Origin of the sequence: Marinobacter sp. LV10R520-4 (genome assembly GCF_002563815.1) — a bacterium.
Taxonomy (GTDB): domain Bacteria; phylum Pseudomonadota; class Gammaproteobacteria; order Pseudomonadales; family Oleiphilaceae; genus Marinobacter.
In genome coordinates, this window is the sequence record NZ_PDJM01000001.1 from 2,608,137 (window position 1) to 2,634,245 (window position 26,109).

The 26,109-nt window shown below is 53.9% G+C and carries 28 protein-coding genes and 1 pseudogene; 9 read left to right on the plus strand and 20 right to left on the minus strand.

The genetic code is table 11. From position 1 onward, the window contains the following. The first annotated feature begins 418 nt into the window (after positions 1-418). The 6 genes from ATG98_RS12645 (at position 419) to ATG98_RS12670 (ending at position 9,329) form a co-directional block, all read left to right on the plus strand. A complete protein-coding gene (locus ATG98_RS12645; RefSeq protein WP_098421400.1) occupies positions 419-886 on the plus strand; it encodes an ATP-dependent zinc protease in 468 nt (155 codons plus the stop codon). Beyond that, the gene (gene rimK, locus ATG98_RS12650) at positions 883-1,788 is read left to right on the plus strand and encodes a 30S ribosomal protein S6--L-glutamate ligase (RefSeq protein WP_098421401.1); all 906 of its coding nucleotides are present in this window, start codon (positions 883-885) and stop codon (positions 1,786-1,788) included. Before ATG98_RS12645 ends, rimK begins: the two co-directional genes overlap by 4 nt. Positions 1,789-1,791: 3 nt before the next feature. Next, complete coding sequence (locus tag ATG98_RS12655; RefSeq protein WP_098421402.1) at positions 1,792-2,856, plus strand: succinylglutamate desuccinylase/aspartoacylase family protein; 1,065 nt, start codon at positions 1,792-1,794, stop codon at positions 2,854-2,856. A gap of 181 nt (positions 2,857-3,037) precedes the next feature. After that, positions 3,038-4,924 carry a DUF1302 domain-containing protein gene (locus ATG98_RS12660; RefSeq protein ID WP_098421403.1) on the plus strand — a complete coding sequence of 629 codons (1,887 nt, stop codon included), beginning with the start codon at positions 3,038-3,040 and terminating at the stop codon, positions 4,922-4,924. Positions 4,925-4,957: 33 nt separating this feature from the next. Continuing rightward, the gene (locus ATG98_RS12665) at positions 4,958-6,319 is read left to right on the plus strand and encodes a DUF1329 domain-containing protein (RefSeq protein WP_098421404.1); all 1,362 of its coding nucleotides are present in this window, start codon (positions 4,958-4,960) and stop codon (positions 6,317-6,319) included. Positions 6,320-6,575: 256 nt separating this feature from the next. Continuing rightward, positions 6,576-9,329: a LuxR C-terminal-related transcriptional regulator gene (locus ATG98_RS12670; protein ID WP_098423350.1), complete on the plus strand. Its 2,754-nt coding sequence runs from the start codon at positions 6,576-6,578 to the stop codon at positions 9,327-9,329. 303 nt (positions 9,330-9,632) lie between these two features. On the opposite strand, the gene ATG98_RS12675 is transcribed toward ATG98_RS12670, so the two are convergent. From ATG98_RS12675 to pilB, 11 genes are all read right to left on the minus strand, one after another. Further along, the gene (locus ATG98_RS12675; protein WP_007348856.1) at positions 9,633-10,196 is read right to left on the minus strand and encodes an antitoxin Xre/MbcA/ParS toxin-binding domain-containing protein; all 564 of its coding nucleotides are present in this window, start codon (positions 10,194-10,196) and stop codon (positions 9,633-9,635) included. Between the two features lie 328 nt (positions 10,197-10,524). After that, a complete protein-coding gene (locus ATG98_RS12680; protein WP_228706126.1) occupies positions 10,525-11,184 on the minus strand; it encodes a DUF2235 domain-containing protein in 660 nt (219 codons plus the stop codon). An 87-nt stretch (positions 11,185-11,271) separates the two neighbouring features. After that, positions 11,272-12,201, minus strand: a complete 930-nt coding sequence (locus ATG98_RS12685) for a glucosaminidase domain-containing protein (protein WP_098421406.1) — start codon at positions 12,199-12,201, stop codon at positions 11,272-11,274. Positions 12,202-12,339: 138 nt separating this feature from the next. Further along, positions 12,340-12,900, minus strand: a complete 561-nt coding sequence (locus tag ATG98_RS12690) for a YfaZ family outer membrane protein (protein WP_098423352.1) — start codon at positions 12,898-12,900, stop codon at positions 12,340-12,342. A 182-nt stretch (positions 12,901-13,082) separates the two neighbouring features. Then, on the minus strand, positions 13,083-13,280 hold the full coding sequence (gene yacG, locus ATG98_RS12695) for a DNA gyrase inhibitor YacG (protein ID WP_098421408.1): 198 nt from the start codon (positions 13,278-13,280) through the stop codon (positions 13,083-13,085). A gap of 73 nt (positions 13,281-13,353) precedes the next feature. Then, a complete protein-coding gene (gene tsaA / locus ATG98_RS12700; RefSeq protein WP_098423354.1) occupies positions 13,354-14,133 on the minus strand; it encodes a tRNA (N6-threonylcarbamoyladenosine(37)-N6)-methyltransferase TrmO in 780 nt (259 codons plus the stop codon). 5 nt (positions 14,134-14,138) lie between these two features. Next, the gene (locus ATG98_RS12705) at positions 14,139-15,248 is read right to left on the minus strand and encodes a hypothetical protein (RefSeq protein WP_179888144.1); all 1,110 of its coding nucleotides are present in this window, start codon (positions 15,246-15,248) and stop codon (positions 14,139-14,141) included. Continuing rightward, on the minus strand, positions 15,220-15,828 hold the full coding sequence (gene coaE / locus ATG98_RS12710) for a dephospho-CoA kinase (protein WP_098421410.1): 609 nt from the start codon (positions 15,826-15,828) through the stop codon (positions 15,220-15,222). The genes ATG98_RS12705 and coaE overlap by 29 nt, the downstream gene beginning before the upstream one ends. 63 nt (positions 15,829-15,891) lie before the next feature. Then, positions 15,892-16,773, minus strand: coding sequence for a prepilin peptidase (locus ATG98_RS12715; RefSeq protein WP_098421411.1), 882 nt, complete (start codon positions 16,771-16,773; stop codon positions 15,892-15,894). Between the two features lie 3 nt (positions 16,774-16,776). After that, positions 16,777-17,994, minus strand: coding sequence for a type II secretion system F family protein (locus ATG98_RS12720; protein ID WP_098423356.1), 1,218 nt, complete (start codon positions 17,992-17,994; stop codon positions 16,777-16,779). A gap of 2 nt (positions 17,995-17,996) precedes the next feature. Next, a complete protein-coding gene (gene pilB / locus ATG98_RS12725; protein WP_098423357.1) occupies positions 17,997-19,715 on the minus strand; it encodes a type IV-A pilus assembly ATPase PilB in 1,719 nt (572 codons plus the stop codon). A gap of 321 nt (positions 19,716-20,036) precedes the next feature. On the opposite strand from pilB, the gene ATG98_RS12730 reads away from it, so the two are divergent. Further along, positions 20,037-20,519: a pilin gene (locus tag ATG98_RS12730; protein ID WP_098421846.1), complete on the plus strand. Its 483-nt coding sequence runs from the start codon at positions 20,037-20,039 to the stop codon at positions 20,517-20,519. 157 nt (positions 20,520-20,676) lie between these two features. On the opposite strand, the gene ATG98_RS12735 is transcribed toward ATG98_RS12730, so the two are convergent. The 7 genes and pseudogenes from ATG98_RS12735 to ATG98_RS12765 all read right to left on the minus strand — a co-directional run bounded on the left by ATG98_RS12735 (position 20,677) and on the right by ATG98_RS12765 (position 23,479). Then, positions 20,677-21,084: a MerR family transcriptional regulator gene (locus ATG98_RS12735; RefSeq protein WP_416376598.1), complete on the minus strand. Its 408-nt coding sequence runs from the start codon at positions 21,082-21,084 to the stop codon at positions 20,677-20,679. An 87-nt stretch (positions 21,085-21,171) separates the two neighbouring features. Further along, a pseudogene (gene ihfA / locus ATG98_RS12740) lies at positions 21,172-21,492 on the minus strand (integration host factor subunit alpha); the annotation flags it as partial. A gap of 98 nt (positions 21,493-21,590) precedes the next feature. Continuing rightward, positions 21,591-21,914 (minus strand): hypothetical protein, encoded by a 324-nt coding sequence (locus ATG98_RS12745; RefSeq protein WP_228706127.1) that lies wholly within the window; start codon positions 21,912-21,914, stop codon positions 21,591-21,593. 280 nt (positions 21,915-22,194) lie between these two features. Further along, positions 22,195-22,626: a type II toxin-antitoxin system HicB family antitoxin gene (locus tag ATG98_RS12750; protein ID WP_098423360.1), complete on the minus strand. Its 432-nt coding sequence runs from the start codon at positions 22,624-22,626 to the stop codon at positions 22,195-22,197. 40 nt (positions 22,627-22,666) lie between these two features. Beyond that, positions 22,667-22,840: a type II toxin-antitoxin system HicA family toxin gene (locus ATG98_RS12755; RefSeq protein ID WP_098421416.1), complete on the minus strand. Its 174-nt coding sequence runs from the start codon at positions 22,838-22,840 to the stop codon at positions 22,667-22,669. Between the two features lie 110 nt (positions 22,841-22,950). Next, entirely contained in the window at positions 22,951-23,241 is a 291-nt protein-coding gene (locus ATG98_RS12760) for a type II toxin-antitoxin system RelE family toxin (RefSeq protein WP_098421417.1), read from the minus strand. Next, on the minus strand, positions 23,231-23,479 hold the full coding sequence (locus ATG98_RS12765; protein ID WP_098423361.1) for a type II toxin-antitoxin system Phd/YefM family antitoxin: 249 nt from the start codon (positions 23,477-23,479) through the stop codon (positions 23,231-23,233). The genes ATG98_RS12760 and ATG98_RS12765 overlap by 11 nt, the downstream gene beginning before the upstream one ends. A gap of 203 nt (positions 23,480-23,682) precedes the next feature. Here ATG98_RS12765 and ATG98_RS12770 point away from each other — a divergent pair, with 203 nt between their 5' ends. Both ATG98_RS12770 and ATG98_RS12775 read left to right on the plus strand, forming a co-directional pair. Next, complete coding sequence (locus tag ATG98_RS12770; RefSeq protein WP_179888297.1) at positions 23,683-24,075, plus strand: DUF2784 domain-containing protein; 393 nt, start codon at positions 23,683-23,685, stop codon at positions 24,073-24,075. Between the two features lie 279 nt (positions 24,076-24,354). After that, the gene (locus ATG98_RS12775) at positions 24,355-24,810 is read left to right on the plus strand and encodes a phosphate-starvation-inducible protein PsiE (protein WP_098423363.1); all 456 of its coding nucleotides are present in this window, start codon (positions 24,355-24,357) and stop codon (positions 24,808-24,810) included. Positions 24,811-24,945: 135 nt separating this feature from the next. Here ATG98_RS12775 and ATG98_RS12780 read toward each other — a convergent pair whose 3' ends face one another. Continuing rightward, positions 24,946-25,152 (minus strand): hypothetical protein, encoded by a 207-nt coding sequence (locus ATG98_RS12780; protein WP_098421420.1) that lies wholly within the window; start codon positions 25,150-25,152, stop codon positions 24,946-24,948. A gap of 211 nt (positions 25,153-25,363) precedes the next feature. Continuing rightward, entirely contained in the window at positions 25,364-26,050 is a 687-nt protein-coding gene (locus ATG98_RS12785) for a hypothetical protein (RefSeq protein ID WP_098421421.1), read from the minus strand. Positions 26,051-26,109 lie beyond the last annotated feature (59 nt).

The window sequence follows — 26,109 nt, forward strand, 5'->3', positions numbered from 1 at the left end:
GGCCGCTGACTAGCGCTGGAAGTCCAGCAATGATGACGGTCTGTGGGCCAGCCCGTACACCCTGAAATCTGGCGAAACCCAGCATCATAGCCTGGGCCACTCACTGCCATCGTCAGACATACCAGTGCAGCATTTCATCCGTAACAACGATGCCGAAATGGTGACCTATGTTCCCGCCATGGCGGACCGCCCAACGGTTATTCGGCCTTACTAACCGCTGTGCCGTTACCCCGGTTAATATTCTCAACCGGCCCCTGCGAACCCCTGGGCCCGGCCCGGGAACACGTCAGCCGCGGGCGCTTTGTGCGCACTCTGGACCGGATATTCGGTTGACTTTCAAAATGGCTAGCCTTTTACTCAGAACCTTTCCGTGTGCAGCTGATGGCGCCGCAAAATTTGTCAGAAAAGGAACAACCAGATGTCCACAAAGACAGCTGAAACTGAACATGTGCGCCTGGGTTGGCGCGAATGGGTGGCTTTGCCTGATTTGGGCATTGGTCGTATCAAAGCCAAGGTAGACACCGGTGCCCGTACATCCTGCCTGCACACATTCCGCACCGAACCCTACACCAAAAACGGCGAGCGCCGGGTAAAGTTCTGGGTGCACCCGACACAGAATGACCTGCAAGAGGTGATTGAGTGCGACGCGCGGGTGCTGGATGAACGCAACGTGTCCGACTCCGGCGGCCACAAAGAATCGCGGCTGGTGGTTGAAACCACCGTGGTGGTGGGCAACCAGAGCTGGCCCATAGAAATGACACTCACCAACCGGGACTCCATGCGTTTTCGCATGTTGATTGGCCGTACCGCTATGGCGGGCCGAGCCACCGTTTGTCCGGAAGCATCTTACCTGGCCGGGCAACCGACATTGAGGAACGAATCATGAAAATTGCCGTGCTATCCCGTAACCGCAAATTGTATTCTACCCGCCGGCTGGTGGAGGAAGGAGTCAACCGCGGCCACGAGGTGCGGGTAATTGACTGCCTGCACTGCTCCATGAACATTACCTCGGCAAATCCGGCGATTCATTATCACCAGCAGGTACTGGAAGATTTTGACGTTGTTATTCCTCGTATCGGCGCCTCGGTCACCTTCTACGGCACTGCGGTACTGCGTCAGTTTGAAATGATGGGCACGTTTCCGGTGAACGAATCGGTGGCCATTACCCGCTCCCGCGACAAACTGCGCTCGCTGCAGCTGTTAGCCCGCAAAGGCGTTGGCATGCCCGTCACCGGTTTTGCCAACAAGCCCGATAGCGTTCCTGACCTGCTGAAAATGGTAGGCGGCGCCCCGGTGGTCATCAAACTGCTGCAAGGCACCCAGGGCATTGGCGTGGTGCTGGCGGAAACACGCACCGCTGCGGAAAGCGTCATTGAAGCCTTTATGGGCCTGAAAGCCGACATACTGGTGCAGGAGTTCATCAAGGAAGCCGGCGGCGCCGACATTCGCTGCTTTGTAATCGGCGACAAAGTCATCGCCGCCATGAAGCGCCAGGGCGCCGACGGTGAGTTCCGCTCTAACCTGCACCGCGGCGGCACCGCCTCGCTGATTCGGATTACGCCGGAAGAACGCCGCACCGCCATCACCGCCGCCAAGGCCATGGGCCTGAACGTGGCCGGTGTAGACCTGCTGCGCTCGTCCCGCGGGCCGCTGGTGATGGAAGTAAACTCCTCGCCTGGGCTTGAAGGTATTGAAAATGCCACCGGCAAAAACGTCGCCGGCTTGATCATAAGCTGGATTGAAAAAAATCAGGCCCCCAGCCGCACACAAACCCGGGGCAGAGGATAACCGATGGCACGAGCTCCCTTTGAAATTGCCGGCATTCAGGTTCAGCCCGGCACCCGCCAGACCATAGAAGTTCAGGTGGCCAAACTCTACACCCACACGCCCTTGCACATTTCGGTGGAGATTGTGCACGGCCGCCGCGAAGGCCCGGTACTGATGGTGTGTGGCGCCATTCACGGCGATGAAATCAACGGCGTGGAAATTGTGCGCCGGGTGCTGATCAACACCGCACTGCGTAATTTGCGCGGCACCTTGGTAGCCGTGCCCATTGTTAATATCTTTGGCTTTGTGCAGCGCAGCCGCTACCTGCCAGACCGGCGTGATCTGAACCGCTGTTTTCCCGGTAGCGAAAGCGGCTCTTTGGGCGGGCGTATTGCGTACTTGCTACGCACCCAGATTATGGAGCACGTTACCCACATTATTGACCTGCACACCGGTGCCATACATCGTTTTAATCTGCCACAGATTCGCGCCGAGCTAAAAACCCCTGAAACCGCCCGCATGGCCCAAGCCTTCGCGGCGCCGGTGATTATAGACGCAAGCCTGCGCGACGGCAGCCTGCGTGCCTACGCCGATTCGCAGAATATTCCAGTGATTACCTATGAGGGCGGTGAAGCTCTGCGCTTTGACGAAGTAGTCATCGCAAGTGGTGTTAAAGGCGTGCTGCGGGTAATGCGTGAGCTGGAAATGACCCCGGCCAAAAAGAGTGTAAAGCCGCCTCGCAAACGCTCAGAAGTCGCGGCCAGCTCCCAATGGGTAAGGGCCGATATAGACGGCATCATGCGCCCGGTGGCCAAATTGGGGCAAAAAATTAGAAAAGGGCAAAAGCTGGCGATGGTTGCTGACCCTTTCGGGGCCTCGGAAACCGCCATTATTTCTCCCTGTTCCGGCATTGTGATTTGCGTGAATAATTTGCCGTTGGTGAACGAGGGCGAGGCAATTTACCACATTGCCCGTTTTGACGAGCTCGGCGAAGCAGAAAAAGCCATGGACTATTTCCGCGACAGCATGGAATCAGAAGTCAGCGAAGCGGTATTGCCAGTTCACCCCTGGGATGAACTGCAAAAATAATAATCACGCCCACTGCGTGCAGGTTGACTATAGTCAGGCGAGGTAAGCCCACGCCTAAGCAGTGGGGATGAAAGTGAAAATCATACTTTTGACTGATAAGAACAGGAGAGAGCGTTGGTATAGTGTGATTCTGGTAGTGCTATTACAGCAAGAACACAATAATAAACGGAGTAGTCTCCTAATGATAAAAAACCAACACGCGCCGCGTATCTGGAAGCGACTGCCGCTGGCGATTGCCATCGCGGCCGGCTTTTCCGGTTATGCCTCAGCTTATACCTTTGATTCAGAGAAATTGGGCGGCGTAGAAGCCCAGTTCAATACCACATTGTCTGCAGGTGCTACCTGGCGTACCGAGAACCGTGACAAGGGCCTGGTGGGCCTTGGTAACGGAGGTACAGCTTCCTCGACTAACTACGACGACGGCAACCTGAACTTTGATCGAGGCGATACGGTTTCCAAACTTGTCAAAGGCAACAGCGAACTGTTCCTCAGTTACGATGTCGACAGCAGTGTGCTCACCCGAGTAGGTGCGTTGGTGCGTGGCCGCTATTGGTATGATTTCGAACTGAAAGACGAAAATCGTCAGTTCGCGCCACTGAGCTCGGATGGCAGCGACAACGCTTCTGGTGGCGAAATTCTTGACGCCTATATTTTTACCGACTGGTATCTGGGCAATGTGCCGGTCAGCGCGCGTTATGGCAACCAGGTGGTCAGCTGGGGTGAAAGCACCTTTATTCCGGGTGGTATCAATACGATCAATCCTATTGATGTGAATGCTTTTCGTGCGCCGGGCGCTGAGCTCAAAGACGCGCTGCTACCGGTAGAAATGTTCTATATTTCGGCGGGTATTACTGAAAACGTCACTATTGAAGGTTTCGTTCAGACCGACTGGGAGAAAACTCGTATTGATGATTGTGGTACTTTTTTCTCCACAGTAGATTTTGTGGCTGATGGCTGTGGGCCCGTTTGGCTTGAGGGGGACAGAAGTGATGCAGAAAACGCCAATGACTCATCGCGGGTTCTTCAAAGGGAGGGAGACCGAGAAGCCGACAGTAAAGATCAGTTTGGCGTAGCGATGCGATGGTATGTGCCGAGTTTGAATAATTCTGAGATCGGCCTTTATTATACGCAGTATAACAGTCGCCTGCCGTATATTAGCGGTGTGGTAAACCAAGGCACATTTTCGCGGACGAATCCTCAATATTTTATTGAATATCCTGAAAATATCGATCTGTATGGAATCAGCATTAATACGACCACACCGGGTGGGTGGTCATTGGGTGCTGAATACAGCTTTCGCAAAGATATGCCGATCCAGGCAAATGCCTTCGAGCTAATTACTGGCGGTCTCCAACTTACGCCTCAGGCTGTTGCTGTTGCTGGAGGCCTCGACCCCACGACAGCGCAAGGGAATGCTGTCTTCAATTCATTATCGAGCGACCCTGTAAGTTTGTTGGCAAAACAAAGGATGAGGGAAGCCGGAGTCACCAATTTAAGCGCACTGTCGGGACAGGATGTCGATGGTTATGATCGTTACGATGTGTCCCAAGCTCAGTTTACTCTGATCAAGTTCTTTGATCAGATAATGGGCGCAAGTCGGATGTCACTGATCAATGAGGTTGGCGCCGTTTATGTGCACGGTCTGTCCGGCCGTTATGGTCGATCAGGACTAAGCGGGAATGGACCAGTACCTTTGGCGGATAATCTTCTGGGCTGGGACGATCTGTGTCCGGTAATTAACCTCAACCCCGCCTACTGCGAAAACGAAGGCTTCACCACAGACTTCTCTTGGGGCTATCGCACCCGTTTCGTGTGGGATTACCTCAACGCATTCTCTGGCGTAAACCTTTACCCGCGTCTGGCGTGGAGCCACGATGTGAAAGGCTACGCCCCGCAACCCGGTGGCGCGTTTAACGAAGGTAACAAGTCTATTGGCTTCGGCTTAGAGGCGGTGTATCAAAACAAGCTCAGTGCTGATGTCAGCTACACCAACTACTTCGGTGGCAAACCCTATAACGAATTCAGAGACCGCGATTTCATCAGCGCGAGCGTTTCCTACTCGTTCTAATCCGGCTCTTATTCGTTTAGCGAGGTATTATTTATGAAATTGAACAAGAAACTACTGACCACCGGAATACTTGCGGCATCGCTGTTCAGCATGAACGCATTTGCCGCAGTGTCAGACAGCGAAGCCGCCAAACTAGGCGACACGTTGACCCTTATGGGCGCCGAAGTGGCTGGCAATGGCGGCGCTATTCCGATCTTCGCGGGCGGTTTAACTACCCCGCCGGCTGGCTACAAGAACGATGGCATTTACGTCAATCCGTTCCCGTCAGACACGCCAGAATTCACCATCGATCGCAGCAACGTGGATCAGTACCGCGATAATCTGTCACCGGGCCAGGTGGCGATGATCGAAAAGTACGACAACTTCGTGATTCCGGTGTACCAAACCCGCCGCACCATGGCGTACCCGCAAGCCGTGCAGGACCAAACCCGCGCCAATGCCACCACGGTGGCATTGAAAGAAGGCGGTTCCGGGCTGGAAAATTACCAGGCCGGCACGCCTTTCCCGATGCCACAGAGTGGCGTGGAAGTTTACTGGAACCACATCACCCGTTACCGCGGCGGCTCGGTGCTGCGTAACATTGGCCAGGTAACACCCACAGAAAGCGGTGATTTCAGCGTAGTGCGGTTTCAAGAAGAGCTGACCTACCGCACCTTCCTGGAAGATGCTAACCAGAACCTTGACCCCAACGTGCTGTTTTACTTCAAACAGGCCATCGTAGGGCCGGCCCGGTTGGCAGGTAACGTGCTGCTGGTGCACGAAACCATTGACCAGGTCGCCGAACCCCGCCGTGCGTGGATTTACAACGCCGGCCAGCGTCGTGTTCGCCGTGCGCCTCAGGTAGCCTATGACGGCCCAGGCACCGCGTCTGACGGCATGCGTACCTCTGATAACCTGGACATGATGAACGGCGCCCCAGACCGCTACAACTGGGAACTGGTAGGCAAAAAAGAAATGTACATTCCGTACAACTCTTACAAGCTGCTTGATCGTAACCTCAAGTACACCGATATCGTGCGGCCTGGCCACATCAACCAAGAACTGGCCCGTTATGAACTGCACCGGGTATGGCATGTGCGCGCTACGTTGAAAGAGGGCGAGCGCCACATCTATGCCCAGCGTGACATCTACTTTGACGAAGATTCCTGGCAGGCAGCAGTGATTGACCAGTACGACGGCCGCGGCGAACTGTGGAGGGTGTCAGAAGCCCACGCTCTGCAGTTCTACGATCGTGATGTACCATGGTACGCCATTGAAACCATCTACGATGTGCTTTCTGGCCGCTACCTGGTGCTGGGCCTGACCAACGAAGAATCCAACCCTTACGAGTTCGGTATTCAGCGGCAGTCCCGTGATTACACGCCGGCAGCACTGCGCAGGTCTGGTGTGCGCTAGTTCTTAAGGTAGTAGATTGTAGACAGCACCTTGTAGAAAGTACTTTTGAAAGTAGAAAGTACCTGGAAATAGAAGGTACGTGGAAATAGAAGGTACGTGGAAATAAAAAGGCGGGCCTTGGTGCCCGCCTTTTTTATGCTAACCTGCCGTGTACCTTAATCGCGGCAGCTAAGCCGTCGATTACAATGCCACTTTTGGAATTTGCCGGTCAGCTCAGGGCTTTGTTCGCCACGCGCCGGTATCGACGGGGCAGTGCGTGAAACAAGTTGAACAGGGTAAAGCAGCAAACGACGAATTCCAGACCGCTAACAGCGCGCTTCAGCGTGGCGAGCGAGTACGTGAGCTCCTGCAGCAGCGGGTAAAACTGCCATTTGATGAAAAACATCTGCACGGTTTGCTGGTTCGGCCGGAGTTAAATCAGGCGCTGATGGCCAACGTGGTGCCCGCCGGATTGCTGAACATTCACGGCCCTTGCGGCTATGGCAAGTCGGCCGCCGTTACCCAGGCGTTGCTGGCGTCTGATTTCTCCCCCGCTCATATTCGCTGGTTAACCCTGAACGCTCAAGATAACGCCCCCGAGCGTTTTTTAATGCTTCTAGCGGTAGCGCTGAATCAGCCTGAACCTGCACACAGCGGAGCCTTTGCTGACGGCTTGCAGTGGTTGCTGGCGGCCACAGAAAGGCCGGATTCGGCGAGTTTTCTGCCTCAAGTGCTGGTGCTAGACAACCTGGATGCAATCAGCAACCCGGCGGCCTTGGCATTGTTGCAACAACTGGTGGATAACCTGCCAGCGCAATTGCGCCTGCTAGGCATATCCCGTGGCCCATTAGCAATCAGTACCCATTCCCTAGAGCTGCAAAACCGTTTTACCAGCCTCGGCCCGGATAAACTCGAATTCAGTCGCAGCGAAGTGTTTGAATTTTTCGCCAGCGAACTGCGGCAACAGCAGTTGACCACCGTTTCGGTAGACCATCTTTACAGCCTCACCGAAGGCTGGCCAACGCCCCTTGGCTTGTACCGCGGTGAGCTGCGCAGTGGCCGCGAGCGCAAAGCCCTGCAAGACACCGCAAGTGTTCAGAAGTTTCTGGCGGATGCCGTATTGGGCCATTACACAAACGCGCAGCTGTTGGCGTTACGGGCGCTGGCCGAGCTTGACGTGTTTTCTGACGATTTGTTCACTGCCTTGGCGGATACTACGGCTGAACGAGCCTCAGCACCTTCACAAACAGCGCTTTCGCAGATAACGCCTACCTCCATAACACTTACGCAAATAGTACCCTCACAGGCGGTCGAGCGCGGCTTGCCCGCAAAGCTGATGGCCGGCCGTGGTCGCTGGTATCGGCTGAATCCACTGCTGCTGGATTGGTTGCAAACGCCGGTATTGAGCGGCAGCGCCCAGCGCATGTTGCGGGTGAGTGAGTGGTTCGCCCAGCGTCGGCAGTACTCCGAAGGTTTGAAATACGCTCTGTTGTCTGCAGACGTGGGGCAGATTCGGCGCATGGCCGCGGAAGGCTCCGAAGCTCTACTGCTGGGGCAAGACACCGCATCGCTGTTACGCCTGCGGCGTAGCTTGCCGGCAACGGTGCTGGCCGCCAATCCGCGGCTGCGGTTGGTTTTTGGCTGGGTACACGCCATTGGCGGGCAATGTCGCCAGGCAACCGAGCTGGTTGAACATCTGGGCGAGGTGGAAACACACGATATTCCACTTGGGCGAATTCAGGCCTTACAGGCGTTTATTGCTCGTTCACAGGGCCAGGTAGAGCCGGCCCTTGTGCTGGCCGAAGCTGCCCTCGAAGATCCGGAGTTATCCGTTCAGGGCCAGCTGGTTACCCAACTGGTGCGATCCAGCGCCTTATGTGCGCTCGGCCGTTTCGCCGATGCCCGGCAGGCCAGCCGCGAAGCCGCACGCCTGGCGCGACAGGCTGGCGATACCGGCTCCGAAGCCCTGGCGGTTTACGCCCATGCCCGCATCGAACTGAGCAAAGGCGAACTTCGCCATACCGAACACCTGCTGCGCAGCAGTCTGGACACGGCCATGCAAGAGTTGGCGCGGCCGGCGCGGGTAGGGGAAATCCGGCTACAGCTGAATCTCGCGCTGGTGTTATGGCACCAGGGTAGATATCAGGATGTAGATCGGGTTTTGGCCGTGTGCACCCGTCAGGCCGAACAAACCCGGGATCTGGGTCTGTTAATGGCTATGTGTTTACGGGTATTCATTTGCCGCGGCCAGAGCCATTTTGACGAGGCCTTTGCCTGGATTGCTCGCGCTGAACGCACCATGCAGTCATGGCAGGTCGACGGCGACCTTTACGTGCCGGTACTGGAAGCATTGAAAGCATCGTGCTGGCTGGCACAGCGCCAGACAGACAGAGCGGCCCAGGCGCTGGCCAAAATATTGCCTTATCGCCAGGCTGGCTATTCACCGGAACTCTTCCCTACCATGCCGGGGCTGATGGATTGCCTACAAGTGCGCATTGCCATGGCCCGCGGGGAATATGGCGCGGCCAGAACCCGGCTGAACGGCCTGCGTGCTGGCTATCGCGATGCTATTCCCATGGGCGTAGACATGCACATGAGCCTGTTAGACGCCGCGCTGCTTGCCCGGGAAAAAAGCCCAGCCCAAGCCGCCAAACGCCTGGTGAGTATTGTTGAGTTGGCCGCCAAAGAGCATTTCATCAGCCCGTTTAACGAGCTCAAACAAGAGCTTGAGCCGCTGCTACGGCAAACGTTTGACCAACTCCCAGCCAATGTTTTCACCGACGCTCTGGCAAAACTGTTCGGCATCAAAGCCGCGACAAGCACGGTTGCGCCCCTGGCCGAGCCCATCAGCGAACGGGAAAAAGGCGTGTTAGAGTGTATTGCCCGCGGCCTGTCGAATCAGGAAGTCGCAGACAAACTGCACATTTCACTGCACACCGTCAAAACCCACGCCCGCCGAATAAACGCCAAGCTGGGTGTAAAATCCCGTACCCAGGCCATTGTTCGAGCCCGCGACTTGGGCGTGCTTTAAACCTCAGGCCCCGAATAGGATCCAAATCTGCATTCCCATTACCCGGCGTGCGGATGTTGCTGCTGAAAGTTGGAAAATCCAACAAGGGCGAAAGAAGTTTTAGTTTTCAGCGAAGATTCGATCATCAAAGCTGAAAGGTTCAATAGTGCCGACACGAACCTGTTTGAAGTCCGGGTGCGTTGGTCGAAGGATGACGTTACGCTCGCCGGGGATGACCGCGCTGGGTAACGATAGACCCACTAAGCATCTCATCAATGGTTTTTGCGTGCTGTGGAGCACTCATGCGCCAGAGAGTAATAACACTCATGACGGTATGCCGTGCTCCATTCTGCCAATGAGAGTTTCAACCTCATTGTTGCCATATTCCGTTCGAGCATGTTCCAGAGGCGTCTCGCCCTTAAAAGCGTAGGCTGGGGATTTGAGCCACCGCAGCGCCTCTTCCTGGTCACCATGAAACATGTTGGTAGCAAGAGAGATCAATCGGGAATAGCGATAGACCTGGCCTGACTCTCTGCCGGTAAGTCGTTTCGCCTCACCTTTCATTCTACGATTAAAGGTAGCTTGTGAGATGTCCAGATATTTCAGCACTTTGTCTTTAGGAAGCTTGAGAACTTTTTTGATCCGATGAACACTTTCTAATGGGACGCCTTCGCTGATGATCTTGTAAAGATTCAAATGGCGCTTATCAACAGCTTCAGCGTCAATACCCATCACAACATCGATAAAAAAATGTTCCGGATTAGAAATCCAGCGAACAGTACCAGGCGCAACTTCTTCATTTGAAGGACGAAAAACTTTTGGATTCACTGATCTTCCACGCAGCTCACCCTGATTTGGTGTGCCGTGCATGTCATCACGAGCCGACATTTGATAGCCTCCAATTACTCATTTGATTTCATTGTAGGCCCGCGCATAAGCTATAGCCAGCGTAACCGTCTCAACAGGTGGCCCGACTGGTGAGCCACCACACCCTCAATCTACGGGGTGATCGCACGCTATCTGATTTGCATCAACCCGGGGGCATTTTTAAATCTTGAAATGGGCTGGCCCTCCGGCCTGTATTGGTATTGACACCCAGGCCTACCCTCAGCGCGCTTCTTCGTAAATGATCTTCACCAACGATCAAGCTGAAGTCCGTGTTGTTTGAGGTAATCACCCTCACGTTCCATATAAGCCTCCAGAGCACCAGTGATGCCTATCGGCCACCACCAGCGCCATCCCATACTTCGTTCACAAAATGCCGGGCGGCTGCGGCTCCCCGGCTGAAGCCGAAAACGTCGAGTATCAGCTCGTCAATTGGTTCACTTGTTGCACGGTCAATTCGTGATGCGACATCATCACAACCCGATCTAATCTTGGCTAGGATCCCACGTTCCCCCATACCGGTTCCCATGGCCCAGGCATCGTCCTCTTTACCGGATTTGGTGCCAGCGCCTGAGGCGTATACGCGGATACGGTGATTCTCTACGGTGAGCGTGTCGGTGGAAAAGGGCTGATAAAGCGTGTGGAGCTTCAGCACATTGGTCTCAGCATTAAGATAACTCCCCTCCATCAGTTGCGAGATTTCAGCGCTGCAGGCCTCCTCACTGGTGGCTCTCGCTGCCTGAGCGGTCAGGCCTTCATCTACTTTTCGCTCAAAGGCACCTGAGTTATCGCGGCTGTTGCCGGTGCCGTCGAAGAACATGCCAGCTTCAACGGTCACTTTGGGGCGGAAGTCAGACTGGCCTTCTGCATGGCGTTTCGAGGCGTCAATTTCTTCCGGGGTCGCGCCGTTCGCAATAATGGGACTGCTGCCGTGGCCGCGAACGGGACAAACGTGAGTGTCGCCAACGCAGGCGACTATGAGGTTGCTCATGATGTATTCCTTCCATGGATGATAACCAGTTTTAATCCGAAAACTGGCTTGCTTTAAGTCAACAATGCTTCTGGTTACCGGCCGCTTCTAGCGCGGCATCAGTTCGTTAATATTGCGAGCGCTGGCCAGTTGTTGCAAGTGAGCCGGGGTACGATCCTGCAAAATCTCGGCAAACGCCTGATCGTAAACGCTCAGATTGTTATTGCGAATCATCGCCGTTATCTCGCCGATGTACTCGTCCCCGCGCTCGGAGTAAAGCTCCAACCCTGCAGCCAGCCCCTTGCCAGACAGCGGTTCCTGTTGTTTGCGATCGGTCAGGCGAATATCCCGCAATGTTTGATAGGCAGGGTGGCGGTTCAGGTTCTGGATATAGGCCAGTACCGAACGATAGGGTGAAGAGAACTTCGCTACCTCGTGGCTGGCCCCCGACACCCGGCTAAGCGGCACCAGGCCGCAGCCAGCGGTGAAACACCATTGGCCGAACAGATTGTTCCCTTCCACCGCAAAACGCGACGTGCCCCAAGCGGACTCGTTAGCCGCCTGGGCCATAATCAGCGACGGCGGTATTACGTCCAGGCGCCTTTTCAGCTTGGCAATCTGGGCTTTGCCCGCCGGCGCAGGGTCTACCCGCAGGCGCTTGGCTTCGTCTTTCAGCCATTGCTTTTCTTTGCCGGTAAACTCGGATTTTGCCGCCAAAGCGTCCAGGTACTCGCGTTCCAATAAAATGCGGCTGTTGGCCAGCACAATGCGGGGGAACAGAAATTCAAAAAAAGCGGCTTTTTTTTCGTCAGTATCGGCGTAGCCAGAAAAATCTGGCAAAGGTGCATTGGCCCAGCCGGGCAACGCCGGTAGCGAGGCAAACTGAAACTCCTCGCCGGCATAGTCACGGCTGCTGAATGCACCAGGTGACGGTTTATAAAATGCTCCAAACAAAGCACCGGCAAGTAGCAATAGAATGAACGCCAAAGCATGACGCTTCTTGGCAGCGGGGGAAGGTGCGCCTGTGTTGACTGACATATCACCTCTGGGCTCGGTAATAACCTGATTGGTTATTGTGGTTAGGTGATTAAAATACCAGCAGCGCGGCCAATACACAAAAATCCCCGGGCCGCAGTGCGCGGGCCGGGGATTTTTTCAGGCCTGGCGGCAAATCGATCAGAAGTACAATTTCATACCGGCCATAACGCCTTCATCCAGGTTCAGATCGCTGCGGCCATCCAAATCTGTGTTCAGGTAGCGGTAACCACCAAACAGCTCTGCGTTACGAATGACACGGTAGCTGACACGGGCTTCAAGGCTGGTCATGTCATCGGAATCGCCAAACGCCAGAATGCTGGGCGCATAGTGCAGGCCGCCAGTGACAGACAAACCCGGTACATCGGGAATATTCACCGTTGCATAGCCACCCAGCGCCAAAGCGCCGCCGTCGACCCGGTCGTCGTCCCAACCGATCAGTCGCATACCAAGGCCTGCGGTGGTAGGCAGATTACCAAGGGCTGTGCGGCCTTGGGCGTGAAAATCCACGTTGCCGATGTGGCGGCTGCCTTCGTGGTAGGTGTAACCGGCGCCCAACTGCATGTCGTCGCGGCTGTCAAAAAAGTTCATCTGTGCTTTTGCGGAATCTTTGGTCAAGCTCAGGTCAACATCGCTGGCAAGCGCAGGTGCTGCGCTCATAGCAAGTGACAGGGCCATCAGGGAAATACGAGAGGCTTTCATAATGCTACCTTTTTGGTGATGAAAGAGTGATGAGTGGGTCATGAACGAAAGTGTAAGCGGCCGGCAATGGCGGAATGCTCTTAAAGTGATGATAAAGCGCACGACGGAAACCCACAACTTAAAAGCCCGTAACCGCTGGGTATGAATGGTCAGCACAATCCACACTGTTTTTTAAAAAGCACTCAGTGCCGGGTGTCGTCTTCCAGCTGGTCCAGTTGGTCCAGGTCTTCCGAGCTTACATTCTGTGCCGGTACCCGGTACTCCTCATTGGCCCAGGCGCCCAGGTCAATCAACTTGCAGCGGTGCGAGCAGAATGGGCGCTCCGGATTGGCATCGGTCCATTTCACGGTTTTACGGCAGGTGGGGCATTCAACGTTCATGGCAACCTATCTAATCATTGGTGAAAGAAATTTATCTGATTATTTATGAAGTAAAAAACCTAACGAAAACAGCTTAACAAACCGTCAGCACCTCTACGCGGCTGCCGGTTTCGTCGGTCACAAATCGAAAACGCACATTCACATCGTACAGATGCGCGCCGTAAATTCGCTCTTCTTCGCGGCCGCGGCGAAACGACGGGCGCGGATCGTAGCTCACCACATCCTCAATCAGCGAAGCAAAATCCGGATATTTTTGTGGAGATTCCTTTGACGAATTTTCTAAAGAATGCTCTGAACAAAGCTCATCCAGCTGCTGCTGTGCCTCGGGTAAAAATACCACCGGCAAACGCTCTACCGGCGCCTCCGCGGCCCAACCCAGGTGTGCGCCGCTTACCGCGTCTGCGAAGGGAAGGTAGGGCTTTATGTCCAGAATGGGTGTGCCTTCAATTAAGTCGTGATCACTGATTTGCAACACCAGCTTGCCTTGCTTGCGCACCAGCCCGCGGTTACGCACAACCGACAGCCCCAGGCTGTTGGGGCGAAACGGCGAACGGCTGGCAAACACGCCAATCTTTTGGTTGCCTCCCAAACGGGGTGGCCGCACCACAGGCCGCCACTCGGCTCGCACCGCCTGGTGGAACTGAAATGTTAGCCAAAGGTGGCTGGCGCTCTCCAAGCCGCGAAAAGCGTCCTCGCGGTCAAATGGCGGCTGAATCAGCAAGTCGGCGTGGGCGTGGCGGGTTAACCCCGGCTGCCGCGGCACGCCAAACTTATCAGCAAAGCAGGAGCGGGTGATAGCAATGGGCGTGAGTGTAAGGGCTTCAGTGGCATCTTTCGCGTTATGGCGGGGCATAGGCGTTAGTTGCGCCGAACAATGTTGCCGGAAAAATACATCTCCAGTCGCAAAACCAGTGAACTGTCGTCTTTAAACGAATTCTCCCGCTCAAACTGCAGCGCCGGAATTACCTCTCCGAACAACCAGTCGCTGTACATACGATAGCGCCAGGTTACGTCGGCAAAGGCTTCGGTGGTACGCCAGCCGGGCTGGCTTTCACCCAGCACACCCACACGGGGCGTAAGCACCGCACGGTTATTCAACCGCTTGCTAACGCTAAACACTTGGGCTGCCACAAACTCCCTGTCGCTGTGTACCCATTCAAGCTCAGACGAGTTTATAAACTCCCAGCCCTTACCTAAATCGTGCCGCGCCTCAAACCAGCTGCGCGAACCCCAGCCGTTTTGATGGTAATAATAAAAACGCTGTTGAGCCAACAAGCCCCAGTCGCCAGATGGCTGCCAGTTCTTGCGCACGGTGGCGCGCCAGAATGCATCGGGGGGCAAGTGCAGGCGCGCGCCAAAATCATTGGAGAAATTAACCGAGTCACCCACCTGGCCCAAAAACCGGAGAGCGCCCGTGGTACCGGTTGAAGAGCGTTCCGGTTCTGTAAGCTGACGGTCGCGCTGCCGCTCTGCCAGCGGAATCAGCTCGTCGCTTTCGCTTTCAATCACCAGTCTGAGCTTTTTGCGGGCAGTGGGTATATCCACCCGAAAGCGCACCTCTGGCTCAAAATCCAACATTGCGCCGGCACGGGTTTCGGTGGCAAAGCTTAGCCGCAAATAACTCTCGTTCATTGGTAAGCTGTGACGTTCGCCGGACAGGGTTCGGTCTGCCCACTGCCCCAGCTGTCCCACGCGCTCACCTTGAGTGCGCTCCTGCAACAGCACCCAGTTACTGAAGGTCATCCAATAGGAATCTTCCGGTTCGGCCCAATATTCCTCTGGCGCGAAGTCGTAAAAGTTGCTGGGTAACGCCTGCGGGGCAAGGTGCTGTGGAATAGATCGCTGGTAGAACTGTATTGAAGGTTCCAGTGCATGGGTTGATGGCGCTGTAAGCAATGCAGCAAGAGTAACGAACCCCGCGCCAAATAGCTGGCACCGGTTAATGGCCAAATTCCACCAGCAGGGCATTGTGGGCGTCTCGCACCTGTTGGCGCATGTTGTCTTTGGTGCCGCCGTTATCAATAATCAGGTCGGCTTTATCCAGCCGCTGCTGGCGCGGAATCTGGGCGGCAATAATGCGTTCAACCTGGTCTCGCGGGTTGTTGTCCCGGGCCATGGTGCGCTGTATTTGCACGCTTTCCGGGCTGTCTATCACAATCACCCGCTCGGTAATGGTGTGCTGAATGGTTTCAAACAACAGCGGCGACACCAGCAACACGTAAGGCAAGTTGTAGTCGTCGGGCTTTAGCTGGCGCTCAAGTTCTGTGTGAATAATGGGATGTATCAATTCTTCCAGCCACCTTCGCTCGTCGGCGTCATCAAACACCAGCTTGCGCAAGGCTGCGCGATTCAGAGCGCCACCAGACGTCAAAATGTTGTGGCTAAAATGCTCGGCAATCAGCTCCAGCGCTCGGGTGCCGGGCTCTACCACCTGGCGGGCGACATCGTCTGCGTCTACCCAATGCACGCCAAGGGCGCCAAAGAGGCTGGCAACCATCGATTTTCCTGATCCAATACCACCGGTCAGCCCCACAATTTTGGGTGCCATACGCGCGCCTACTCCTTATGAAACCAAAGCTATGCAGCCAAGCTTATAAATCAAGCTTAAGCATCAAGTTTGTACACCAAGAAAACCGAACCACACACCCACAATTTCATCACCAAACCACAAACACAGCAAGCCAGCCGTGGCCAAATAAGGCCCAAACGGAATGGGCACCTCGCGGCCCTGCTTTTTGAACACCATCAAGGCTATACCAACAGCTGCGCCCACAACAGAGGATAACAGAATAACCGCCGGCAATAACGTCCAACCCAGCCAAGCACCCAGCGCTGCCAGCAGCTTGAAATCGCCGTAGCCCATGCCCTCTTTACCGGTCACCAGCTTGAACAGCCAGTACACCGACCAAAGCGCCAGGTAACCGACAACGGCGCCCCAGAAAGCTTCGTTAAAAGGCACCAGCTGGCCAAAGTAATTCACCATCAGCCCTAACCACAGCAAGGGCAGGGTGATGGAGTCTGGCAGCAGTTGAGTATCAAAATCAATCATCGTCAGCGCGATCAGCGCCCACACCAGCAATAACGCCCAAAGCGCCGCAGGTGTCGGCCCCAGCAGGTACACGGTAAGCACCGAGAACACCGCTGTTACCAGCTCAATAATCGGGTAGCGCACTGAAATCGGTTGGCTGCAACTGGCGCACTTGCCTTTCAGTACTAGGTAGCTGATGACCGGTACATTCTCCCAGGCGCGAATGCCGTGGCCGCAGTGGGGGCAAGTGGAGGCCGGCTTTGACAGGCTGATCACCTTCACCGGTTCCCGCCTGGCATCCGGTACTTCCAAAAGCTCTTCACACTGGCAGCGCCATTCCTGCTGCATCATCGCCGGCAGGCGAAAAATAACCACGTTCAGAAAACTGCCAATGCACAAAGACATAAAAGCAACCATGGTGTACAGCAACCAGGGTGTGTCCAGAAAAATGCTTAAATCGACCATGAATTAAACAACCTGGCCCATTTGGAAGATCGGTAGATACATGGCGATAATCAGGCCACCCACCAGAATGCCCAGCACAACCATGATCATCGGCTCCATCAGCGCAGTCAGGTTGTCCACCATGTCATCCACTACGGCCTCGTAGTGCTCGGCCACTTTTTCCAGCATTTCGTCCAGGTTACCGGATTCCTCGCCAATCGCCGTCAGCTGAACCGCCATCACCGGAAACACGTCCTGCGCGCGCATAGAAGCCTGAAGCTGCGTACCGCTGGAAACATCACTGCGAATGCGCATGATGGCATCCCGATAAACCGCGTTGCCGGTCGCGCCCGCAACGGATTCAAGGGCATCTACAAGGGGAACACCGGCTGCGAAGGTGGTTGAAAGCACCCGGCCAAACTTCGCGACGGCGGATTTGTCCAGAATTTCCCCCATAATCGGCAGCTTCAGCACGTATTTGTCGACAATGTCTGAAAACTTCTGCGACCGCCGTTTTGACTCTTTGAATAAAACAATGGTGCCGATAATGCCCAGCATCACCACGAACCACCAGGTTTGCATCCATTCTGACAGGCGCACCACCATCTGGGTGAACACCGGCAGTTCCGCACCAAACCCGTTAAACAGCGATTCAAACTGCGGCACTACTTTTACCAGCAAAATGGCCGTTACCACGATCGCAACCACCACAACAGCGATGGGGTAAGTCATTGCCTTCTTAACTTTCTTCTTCAGAATTTCTGTTTTTTCCATGTAGGTGGCAATACGGTCGAGCATCTTCTCGAGCGCACCGGCTTTTTCGCCCGAATCCACCAGATTGCAGTATAGGTCGTCAAATTGACGGGGGTTCTTACGCAACGACCCCGCGAAACTGTTACCAGAAGCAATGTCGTTCCGAACCGACATCACTAGTTCCTGCAGGCCTTTGTTTTCCAAACCATCGGCCACAATGTCAAAGCTTTGCACCAGGGGTACGCCGGCTTTCATCATGGTGGCCAGCTGGCGGGTGAGCATGGCAATGTCAAAGGGCGTAATTTTTTTGCTGCCACCGAACAAGGGCTTGGATTTCTTTTTCACCTTGTCTGGAACTATGCCCTGCTTGCGCAACTGGACCCTGGCCAAAGCCAGGCTAACGCCAGGCATCTCACCCTTGGCTTTGTTGCCCCGGCGATCTTTGCCTTCCCATATATAGGATTCCAGTTTCTTCGCTTTCTGAGCCATGCTTAATCCTTGGTCACGCGGTTGGCTTCTTCAAGGCTGGTTACACCCTCAATCACTTTTAACAGGGCGGATTGGCGCAGGGTTCGGAAGCCTTCGGCCTGAGCTGCTTTTGCAATCTTGATAGAGCTGGCCTCTTCCATAATCATATTGGCCAGCTGCTTGGTTACTTTAACCACCTCGTAAATGCCGACGCGGCCTTTGTAACCATTAGTGCATTTATCACAGCCCTTCGGGTGGTACAACGTGAACCCTGTGTCAATTTGTTCAGTTGAGAACCCTTCGGCTAAAAGTACGTCTTTTGGAACGTCTCCGGCCTGTTTGCAGCTGCAAAGTCGCCGGCCCAGGCGCTGGGCAATAATCAGGCTAACAGACGTGGCAATATTAAACGCAGGCACGCCCATGTTCATCATACGGGTTAAGGTTTCGGCGGCGCTGTTGGTGTGCAGGGTGGATAACACAAGGTGACCGGTTTGCGCCGCTTTGATGGCAATGTTGGCGGTTTCCAGATCTCGAATCTCGCCCACCATAATAACGTCGGGGTCTTGCCGCAAAAACGCCCGCAGCGCTTCGGCGAAACCAAGCCCTACTTTGTTGTTCACGTTTACCTGATTCACGCCTTCCAGGTTGATTTCCGCCGGGTCTTCCGCGGTGGAAATATTGCGCTCGTCGGTGTTTAGAATATTCAGGCCGGTATACAGCGACACGGTTTTACCGGAACCGGTGGGGCCCGTTACCAGAATCATGCCCTGGGGTTGCGCCAGGGCGTCCATATACAGCTTCTTCTGATCTTCCTCATAGCCAAGGGCGTCAATGCCCAGCTTGGCCTGGCTGGGGTCCAGAATACGCAGTACGATTTTCTCGCCCCACAAGGTGGGCAGGGTGTTCACCCGAAAATCGATGGACTTGGTTTTGGACAGCTTCATTTTTATGCGGCCGTCTTGCGGCAAGCGCCGCTCGGAAATATCCAGCTGCGCCATGATTTTTATTCGCGCGGATATTTTTGGTGCCAGCTTTATAGAGGGTCGCGACATTTCTTTCAGAATGCCGTCAGTGCGAAAGCGTACGCGGTAGGTTTTCTCGTAAGGTTCAAAGTGAACGTCTGACGAGCCTCCGCGAATCGCATCCAGCAGCATTTTATTGACATATTTTACGATGGGCGCATCGTCTATTTCTGCAACAACAACGACGGCGCCGTCGTCCTCGCTTCCCTCCGCGCCTTCCGTTTCTATGCCTTCAAGGTCTGAATCAGCCAAGTCGCCCATGGAGCTTTCATTAGACGCCAGATACTTTTCGATAGCCGCCCGCAGCTTGGCGTCGTCCACCAGAATCGCATCGGTACTTAGGCCGGTGTTGAACTTGATTTCATCCAGCGCCTGAACATTGGTGGGGTCGCTCACTGCAATAAAAAGCCGGTTGCCACGCTTATAAAGGGGCAGGGCGTTGTGCTTGAGCAGCAGTTTTTCGTCTACCAGCTTGTCTGGCATCATCTCCGGCAAAAACGCATCCAGGTCCAACACCGAAATACCAAACTCCATGGCCGCCGAAAACGCCAGCGCTGAGCTGTCTGCCAGCTTGTGTTGGGTCAGGTAGGTAATCAGCGGAATGCGATTTTGCGACGCCTGCAAAAAGGCGTCTTTGGCGGTGGATTCATCCAGCAAGCCGTCGCTCACAAAGCGCCGTGCCAGACCCGTTAAGGTGATGTTGCTTGTGTTTGCTGTCATAGATTGGGGCGCTGCAGCCTGATGGTTGGGGTGCGGGTAATAGCGAGGGTTGAGTTTAGATGGGTGGGGGCGGTTTGGAAAGCTTGGGGTGGGTTGGGGGTGTGCGGGTTGGAAGTGACAAAAATTGTCAGGTTTTGACGTTGGGTGGTGGGGGTTTTGGTTTTTGGTCAATGGGGGTCGTTTTACGAAAGGCGGGAGTGCGTTGATTTATTGCTATATTTAGGAAAATGAATCAATTGGCACGGGCTCTGCGCGGTATTTTAAAATTTGAAAAGATTTCCTAACGATAACGATAGAGGTGTTCCTGTGAGAAATATGCAAATGAAGAATAGTCAGCAGGGCTTTACGCTGATTGAATTGATGATTGTTGTGGCTATTATTGGTATTTTGGCGGTGATTGCTATTCCGCAGTATCAAAGCTATGTGGCTCGTGCGCAGGTTGCCCGTGTCGTTGGCGAAGTGAATTCGCTGAAAACCGCAGCTGAAGATATGATGTTGCAAGGTAAGATGGATGATAATGTAACAGTACTACAATTGGGATTTTCTGGTTCGAATTTACTTGGGGAAGTGCCTGATCCGGCTGACGATGCTGATGACGGTGCGACTTTAGATAATCCATCACTAGCTCTTGCCGTCGGTGAGCTAACTATGGCGGCCACGCTCAATGGCGACGTTGCTTCTGCTATTAAAGGTTCTACGGTAACTTTGACTCGCACAGCTAAAGGTAGTTGGAGCTGTAAAACTGCGTCAGGCGGAGCTGCTGGTTGGGATGATGACTACGCGCCAGCTGGCTGCAAGCCATAGAGTGATTGATCACAAATCTGATCATGGACAGGCACTGTTAATTCGCCGTATAATCAGTTGCTTGCAGGGTAAGCCGATATAATCATGGACAGTCACCTCGCCGTTCATTCTGACCTATCTTCCAAGCAGTTCGGCATACTAACAAGCCTGAACGGCCTTATAACGACGATGCATAACCGATACCTTGACGTCTCCAGACTGGCTCATCCTTCAAACCAGAATCCGTGACAGTTCGGTTCCCTATTACGAACTCGAACCAAGAAGCCAACAGACTCTCCTGAGAGGCGTTGGACAGCTGCTGTTTGGCACCGCCAATGGTGTGGCCCTGGTCATACAACAAGCTGCGAATCTGGCGGATAGTGATGACGTCTGCGCGCTGGTAATAACGGCGGTTACCGCGACGCTTGACTGGGGACAGGTGGGGGAATTCCTGTTCCCAGTAGCGCAGTACGTGGGCTTTTACGGCGCACAGTTCTGCTACTTCGCCGATGGCGAAATAGCGTTTGCCGGGGATGGCAGGTAGTTCGTTGTTGTTGCTGGGTTTCGATCTGGCTGTACCAGGGATAGACTTCAAGTGGGGACGGACTTGAAGTCTGTCCCCTACCTCCAAGCTCCAAGCGGGGACAGATTTTAAATCTGTCCCCATCTGTTTATTGCTCGATGCAACGTAGGCTTCTACTTTTGCTTTGAGCTTCTGGCCGGGGCGGAAGGTGACCACGCGGCGGACGCAGATGGGGATTTCTTCACCGGTTTTTGGGTTGCGGCCGGCGCGCTCTTTTTTGTCGCGCAGGTCAAAGTTGCCAAATCCTGACAATTTCACCTGTTCGCTGTGGCTGAGTGCGCCGCGGATCTCGTCAAAGAACGCCTTTACCATTTCGTTGGCTTCACGTTTGTTCAGGCCAAGTTCGTCGTACAGGCTATAGCATCCAAAGGGCAATTCTCCAGATAAAACTGGTCGACGATCACCCGCCATTCTTTCGAGATATCGGCGAGCAAGAACGAGTGCCTGTCCACGCGTCGTCGCGTCCCTTGGTTGCCGTTGCCATGCTTGTAGCTCACATTGAATTGCGGTCAGTGCTTGATCTCTGACTTTAACCGACTGACCTCATCAACCGTCAAACCAGCAATCTCTGCAATCATCTGATCATCCATTTCAGTGCGGTTGATCAGGTTACGGGCGATTTGTTCAGCCTTCATGTGTTCACCTTCTTGGCGACCTTCCTGGCGCCCTGCCAGCATGCCCTCAAGTCGCTCCTTCTTAACCAAATTTTCAAGATTTTCTGCCAACATATCTCTATCCTCCACCAAACTGCTCAACCGATCCAAATCAAGCCTGGCCTTGGGAGCCACTCTCTGTAAATGGCGCTTGATCCAACGAGTAATGATTTTGTCCACCCGATCTTTGTTCGGGTCTGAGGAAGGAGTGCCTGTCCACAAATCTGATCATGGACAGACACTGTTAATTCGTAGTCTAATCAGTTGCTTGCAGGGTAAGTGGATTGTTTATGGGTAGACGTAATGAAATCTGATCATGGACAGGCACCACGAATATCTCGATTGATCATATGCTTACAAAAAAGGCTCGCGGATTCGTCCCCGGGCCTTCTTGCTGTTCTGGGCAGCGGATCATGGACCGGCACACAAGATTCCTCTCAATAATCAGAGCGACCCGGCGTTATGCCAGGGTCTTAGCCTTGTCGTGCGATTTACGCATCCTTTCCAAAGCTGCCTCAGATAGAAACGCAGAGCGTGACCGCGCCTCGTTCGGGTGCTCCTTCACATATCTGTCAATCTGACGCAAAACCAAACGGGGCACGGTGATATTGATCTTTTCCGCCTTGCCCAGGAATGGTGTTACATCGATCTCGATGAAGCCCCACACCGCACCCTCAAAGTCTGTGTTTGTACGGTGCTCCGCAATGGAGTTTGCATTAGGAATGTCTTCTCCAAATTCTGCTAATAGCTCAAGGTGACCAAGAATTGCCTCACGTGCGTTGTCTAAAGCCTTGTCTTCATTGCTGCCTGCAGAGAAGCAGCCAGGAATATCGGGCACAGTAACGCCGTAGTTCTTTCCGTCATCTGTATGAAGTGCTACTGGGAAACGCATAACGATTACCTCAAGTGTGATCAGTGGCCCTTTGGGGCCGTTATTTCCAACCGGCCTGCTTCCAGATATTGTTCAATGTACCCTTTGGCAGTTCCGACTTAGGGTGTGGCAGCGTAACCAGCCCCGGCTTTGTGGGATGCTTAAAGTGATGATGGCACCCATTCACTCGCACCAACTCCCAGCCATCTTTTTCCAGTTTCTTTTGAGTGATCATGGACAGGCACTGTTAAAAGCTGATCATGGACAGGCACAACTAATATCGTTATTTATCAATCTGATCATGGGCATGATCATGGACAGGCACAGCTCAGGATCGGGCACAGCTCAGGATCGACGGTGTGCTCGGCTGTAAACCTCGCCACCCTCCCGCTTGCCAACGGCCACCACGGTTACGACAACCCGGTTATCCTCGACCTCATACACCAAACGATATCCGGCGCTACGTAACTTAATTTTGTAGCAGTTAGACAGGCCAAAAAGGGCATCCGCCGGCACATGTGGCTCTTTGAGCCGCTGTTTTAGTTTTTTCTTAAACTGCTGTTGCAGAACTGGCGCAAGTTTTTTCCATTCCTTCAACGCAGAAGCTTTAAACTCAAGGGCGTACTTATAGGTCATCTAAGTTAACCGGAATGCCTGGTTCTGCGCGGCGAGACTCTACCAGACGAGTTAACTCCTGATCGTCCAGGCGCTCCAGTATGGCTTCATAGACATCGGCCGGCACGCAATAAAAGGCCGGTTTGTTCCGATTTAGCACAGCAATCGGAAATCCCTCGCCGGCGTTCACAACGGCCATCGGATTTTTTTTCAACTCGGAAATGCTAGCTGTAATTTCGGTGTAAACGGGGTGTGTCATAAGCAAATCTCTAAGACCTGTTAATAGGTCTTAGAGTATCATAAGCTAGCCTCTGGGAAATGATTTGTTCGAATGACCATGGACAGGCACACATCCCGGGCACACACCCCGGGGACAGATTTCAAATCTGTCCCCTAACGGCCCACGAACAGCCACACAGGCCCCAAACCGACGCGTTAGGAGGTTTTATCAACTTCAGTACGCTGTATTCTTTTGCCGCTGACGCGATACTTGTCACGCATGTATTGTTCGTGGCTTTTGTCGTTTTCGGGCTGATGCTGGTTTATGCGGGCTTTTTTCTGAAGTGGCAGTGGGTGAGAAATGTGTGGTTCCGTAGTGTGCACCTGGTTGCAATCGGCGTTGTCGTTTTGCAGTCCTGGTTTGGTTTCATTTGCCCGCTTACAACCTGGGAAATGGGTCTACGGGCGAGGGCAGGTCAAGCTGTCTACGATGGTTCTTTCATAGCCCATTGGCTGCACCAGTTTTTATATTTCCAAGCGCCGCCGTGGGTCTTTATTGCCTGCTATACGGCTTTTGGTGGGCTGGTGTTGCTCAGTTGGTTTCTGGTTCGGCCAAACCCTGCCTCTCGAAATTGATTGTCGTAGATGGGCGCACAGGTGATGTTCATGGACAGGCACTTTTCATTCATGGACAGGCACTTTTCACAGGGTCGATTATGGACAGGCACAGTAATCTGCACAACTGTTTGGAAAAGCGCAGCAGCAGTCTCTCGGCACAGCAGCCTTTCAGGGCCGGACTGATCAAAAGCTACGTAATGTACGTATGATGTGAATGCAGATGAGCCCATGTGTGCTCAGCTTAGTCCACCGTTGCCTTAATGTGCGCTAAAGTCACCTGACGCTAACATCATAATTATGAGCACTAAAGAAAGTACAGATTGCAGTCAAAACTCAGAAGCGCAGTCAACGGCAAGCGCGCATGACGACGTACCGGGTGTCGATTCTGGCAAAAAGACTTTCGCTCTTACTACTTTTAAGGCGATCGAAAATTTGTTGCTGATCATCGTTGTGTTGATGACGCTGGGCGGTGTGGCTTTCGAGCTTCTTACGGTTTACGGTGCCCACAAGATCCGCCTTGCGGACATCCTGCTGATGTTTCTTTACCTAGAGGTGATCGGCATGGTGGCTGTGTTTTACTCGGATCGGCGCTCTGCCTTTGTCTACCCGATTTTCATTGCGATTACGGCACTCGCCCGATTGATTATTCTGCAGGGTAAAGACATGGCGCCTGAGAATATTCTGTACGAGGCAATTGCAATCCTAATCTTGGCTTTGGCCGCGATTGTTATCATTCGTTTGAACCGAGTTTGAAGAAGGGGCAGTAGCAATCTGGACACGCACAGATCCTAGTTTGACCTGGTTGCTACTTAAAAATTGCAGAGTTCCCTACGACAGGGCAGTTAGCAGTGACAGGTCATTTAGGTTTATTAAGGACCATAAGAACGCCTATTTCTCGCTTGTGTCGTCGTCTTCCACCTCATCCGGATGCTCCTGCTTATAACGCTCCCAGTCTTCCCAGTCATGAGGCGTTCCGGCATGGGGTTTTTTCAGGTGCCGAGCATGCTCTTTTGCGTTATGTTGCAGGCTGTGGTCCCCCTTTTCTTCCTCGTCGTAGCCGTGCTTCTTCAGAAAATCCGTCGCGCTGATTGGCATCTTGAAATACCTCCGGGGTCATTCATACGTTAAGTAATATTACGCTGGCCTTCCAACGGCGGATTTGCAAGCGGTTGTGTTGGGCTTGAATACCGAGTTCACCGTTAACAAATATAGTTTGTTCCTCCCGGGGACAGATTTCAAATCCGTCCCCTAGCTTCTCAAATCTGTCCCCTAACGGCTACCCATGGACGGGGCGAGAACGCTTCTGTCATCGTGCCAACAACTTTGTCCGGAACGAACTTTGCCGCCAGGGCAGCGCAACCCAGAGCGCGTGCAGGTTTATGAGTAGCGCCAATATCCATTCAAAAGCATTGTCGATCTGGCTGTACAGGTCAGGTGCTGCGGCGGTAAGGATGACGGAGAGAAAACCCACCGCCAACGTCACTTCGCTCAGCCACAGCAGGCGCTTTCCGCTCTGGTGCCAGCGCGGGTGATCTTTCAGGGCCGAACTGATCAGTAGCTGCGCAATGTACGTAAGCGAGAAATACAGCACGACTCCGATACGGCGGATGAGGTTAAAGCCCTCACCTTCGTGGTCAAGCGCCAATGTGTAGGCGGCCAGGGCAACGCAGGCCACCAGCCCAAGCCATGGTATCCAGAGCTGGCCACGACCAGGCGCGCCCAATTGCAGCAACCAGAGGCTATTGAGCCACCAGAACAGAATACCGAGCAAGGCCGCGGGCAACATGGCGCCCTTGAAGATGAAGTAGGCAGTGCCATGGCGCCCTGTTCGACTGATGCTGGTGCAACTATCCCAGTAGGGTACGCACCAGGAAATGTAGCCTTCGAAGACCGCAACGGCAAAAGTAGCGTGAATGCTTAATAGCGGGATTAGCGCGGCAGCGAGTGCCAGCCACCATAAGGGAACGGAGCGGCTTCGGATTGTCGTATTCATCCCGCCTCCCGATAGTGCAGGTCTCATCCAACAACAGACGCAACTATTACTCTCAAACA

What these genes read in the sequence shown, in the direction of transcription:
- ATG98_RS12645 (WP_098421400.1), top strand. Translation starts at nt 419, where the DNA reads ATGTCCACAAAGACAGCTGAAACTGAACATGTGCGCCTGGGTTGGCGC.
- rimK (WP_098421401.1), top strand. Translation starts at nt 883, where the DNA reads ATGAAAATTGCCGTGCTATCCCGTAACCGCAAATTGTATTCTACCCGC.
- ATG98_RS12655 (WP_098421402.1), top strand. Translation starts at nt 1,792, where the DNA reads ATGGCACGAGCTCCCTTTGAAATTGCCGGCATTCAGGTTCAGCCCGGC.
- ATG98_RS12660 (WP_098421403.1), top strand. Translation starts at nt 3,038, where the DNA reads ATGATAAAAAACCAACACGCGCCGCGTATCTGGAAGCGACTGCCGCTG.
- ATG98_RS12665 (WP_098421404.1), top strand. Translation starts at nt 4,958, where the DNA reads ATGAAATTGAACAAGAAACTACTGACCACCGGAATACTTGCGGCATCG.
- ATG98_RS12675 (WP_007348856.1), bottom strand. Translation starts at nt 10,196, where the DNA reads ATGTCGGCTCGTGATGACATGCACGGCACACCAAATCAGGGTGAGCTG.
- ATG98_RS12680 (WP_228706126.1), bottom strand. Translation starts at nt 11,184, where the DNA reads ATGAGCAACCTCATAGTCGCCTGCGTTGGCGACACTCACGTTTGTCCC.
- ATG98_RS12685 (WP_098421406.1), bottom strand. Translation starts at nt 12,201, where the DNA reads ATGTCAGTCAACACAGGCGCACCTTCCCCCGCTGCCAAGAAGCGTCAT.
- ATG98_RS12690 (WP_098423352.1), bottom strand. Translation starts at nt 12,900, where the DNA reads ATGAAAGCCTCTCGTATTTCCCTGATGGCCCTGTCACTTGCTATGAGC.
- yacG (WP_098421408.1), bottom strand. Translation starts at nt 13,280, where the DNA reads ATGAACGTTGAATGCCCCACCTGCCGTAAAACCGTGAAATGGACCGAT.
- tsaA (WP_098423354.1), bottom strand. Translation starts at nt 14,133, where the DNA reads ATGCCCCGCCATAACGCGAAAGATGCCACTGAAGCCCTTACACTCACG.
- ATG98_RS12705 (WP_179888144.1), bottom strand. Translation starts at nt 15,248, where the DNA reads ATGCCCTGCTGGTGGAATTTGGCCATTAACCGGTGCCAGCTATTTGGC.
- coaE (WP_098421410.1), bottom strand. Translation starts at nt 15,828, where the DNA reads ATGGCACCCAAAATTGTGGGGCTGACCGGTGGTATTGGATCAGGAAAA.
- ATG98_RS12715 (WP_098421411.1), bottom strand. Translation starts at nt 16,773, where the DNA reads ATGGTCGATTTAAGCATTTTTCTGGACACACCCTGGTTGCTGTACACC.
- ATG98_RS12720 (WP_098423356.1), bottom strand. Translation starts at nt 17,994, where the DNA reads ATGGCTCAGAAAGCGAAGAAACTGGAATCCTATATATGGGAAGGCAAA.
- pilB (WP_098423357.1), bottom strand. Translation starts at nt 19,715, where the DNA reads ATGACAGCAAACACAAGCAACATCACCTTAACGGGTCTGGCACGGCGC.
- ATG98_RS12730 (WP_098421846.1), top strand. Translation starts at nt 20,037, where the DNA reads ATGAAGAATAGTCAGCAGGGCTTTACGCTGATTGAATTGATGATTGTT.
- ATG98_RS12750 (WP_098423360.1), bottom strand. Translation starts at nt 22,626, where the DNA reads ATGCGTTTCCCAGTAGCACTTCATACAGATGACGGAAAGAACTACGGC.
- ATG98_RS12755 (WP_098421416.1), bottom strand. Translation starts at nt 22,840, where the DNA reads ATGATCACTCAAAAGAAACTGGAAAAAGATGGCTGGGAGTTGGTGCGA.
- ATG98_RS12760 (WP_098421417.1), bottom strand. Translation starts at nt 23,241, where the DNA reads ATGACCTATAAGTACGCCCTTGAGTTTAAAGCTTCTGCGTTGAAGGAA.
- ATG98_RS12765 (WP_098423361.1), bottom strand. Translation starts at nt 23,479, where the DNA reads ATGACACACCCCGTTTACACCGAAATTACAGCTAGCATTTCCGAGTTG.
- ATG98_RS12775 (WP_098423363.1), top strand. Translation starts at nt 24,355, where the DNA reads ATGAGCACTAAAGAAAGTACAGATTGCAGTCAAAACTCAGAAGCGCAG.
- ATG98_RS12780 (WP_098421420.1), bottom strand. Translation starts at nt 25,152, where the DNA reads ATGCCAATCAGCGCGACGGATTTTCTGAAGAAGCACGGCTACGACGAG.
- ATG98_RS12785 (WP_098421421.1), bottom strand. Translation starts at nt 26,050, where the DNA reads ATGAATACGACAATCCGAAGCCGCTCCGTTCCCTTATGGTGGCTGGCA.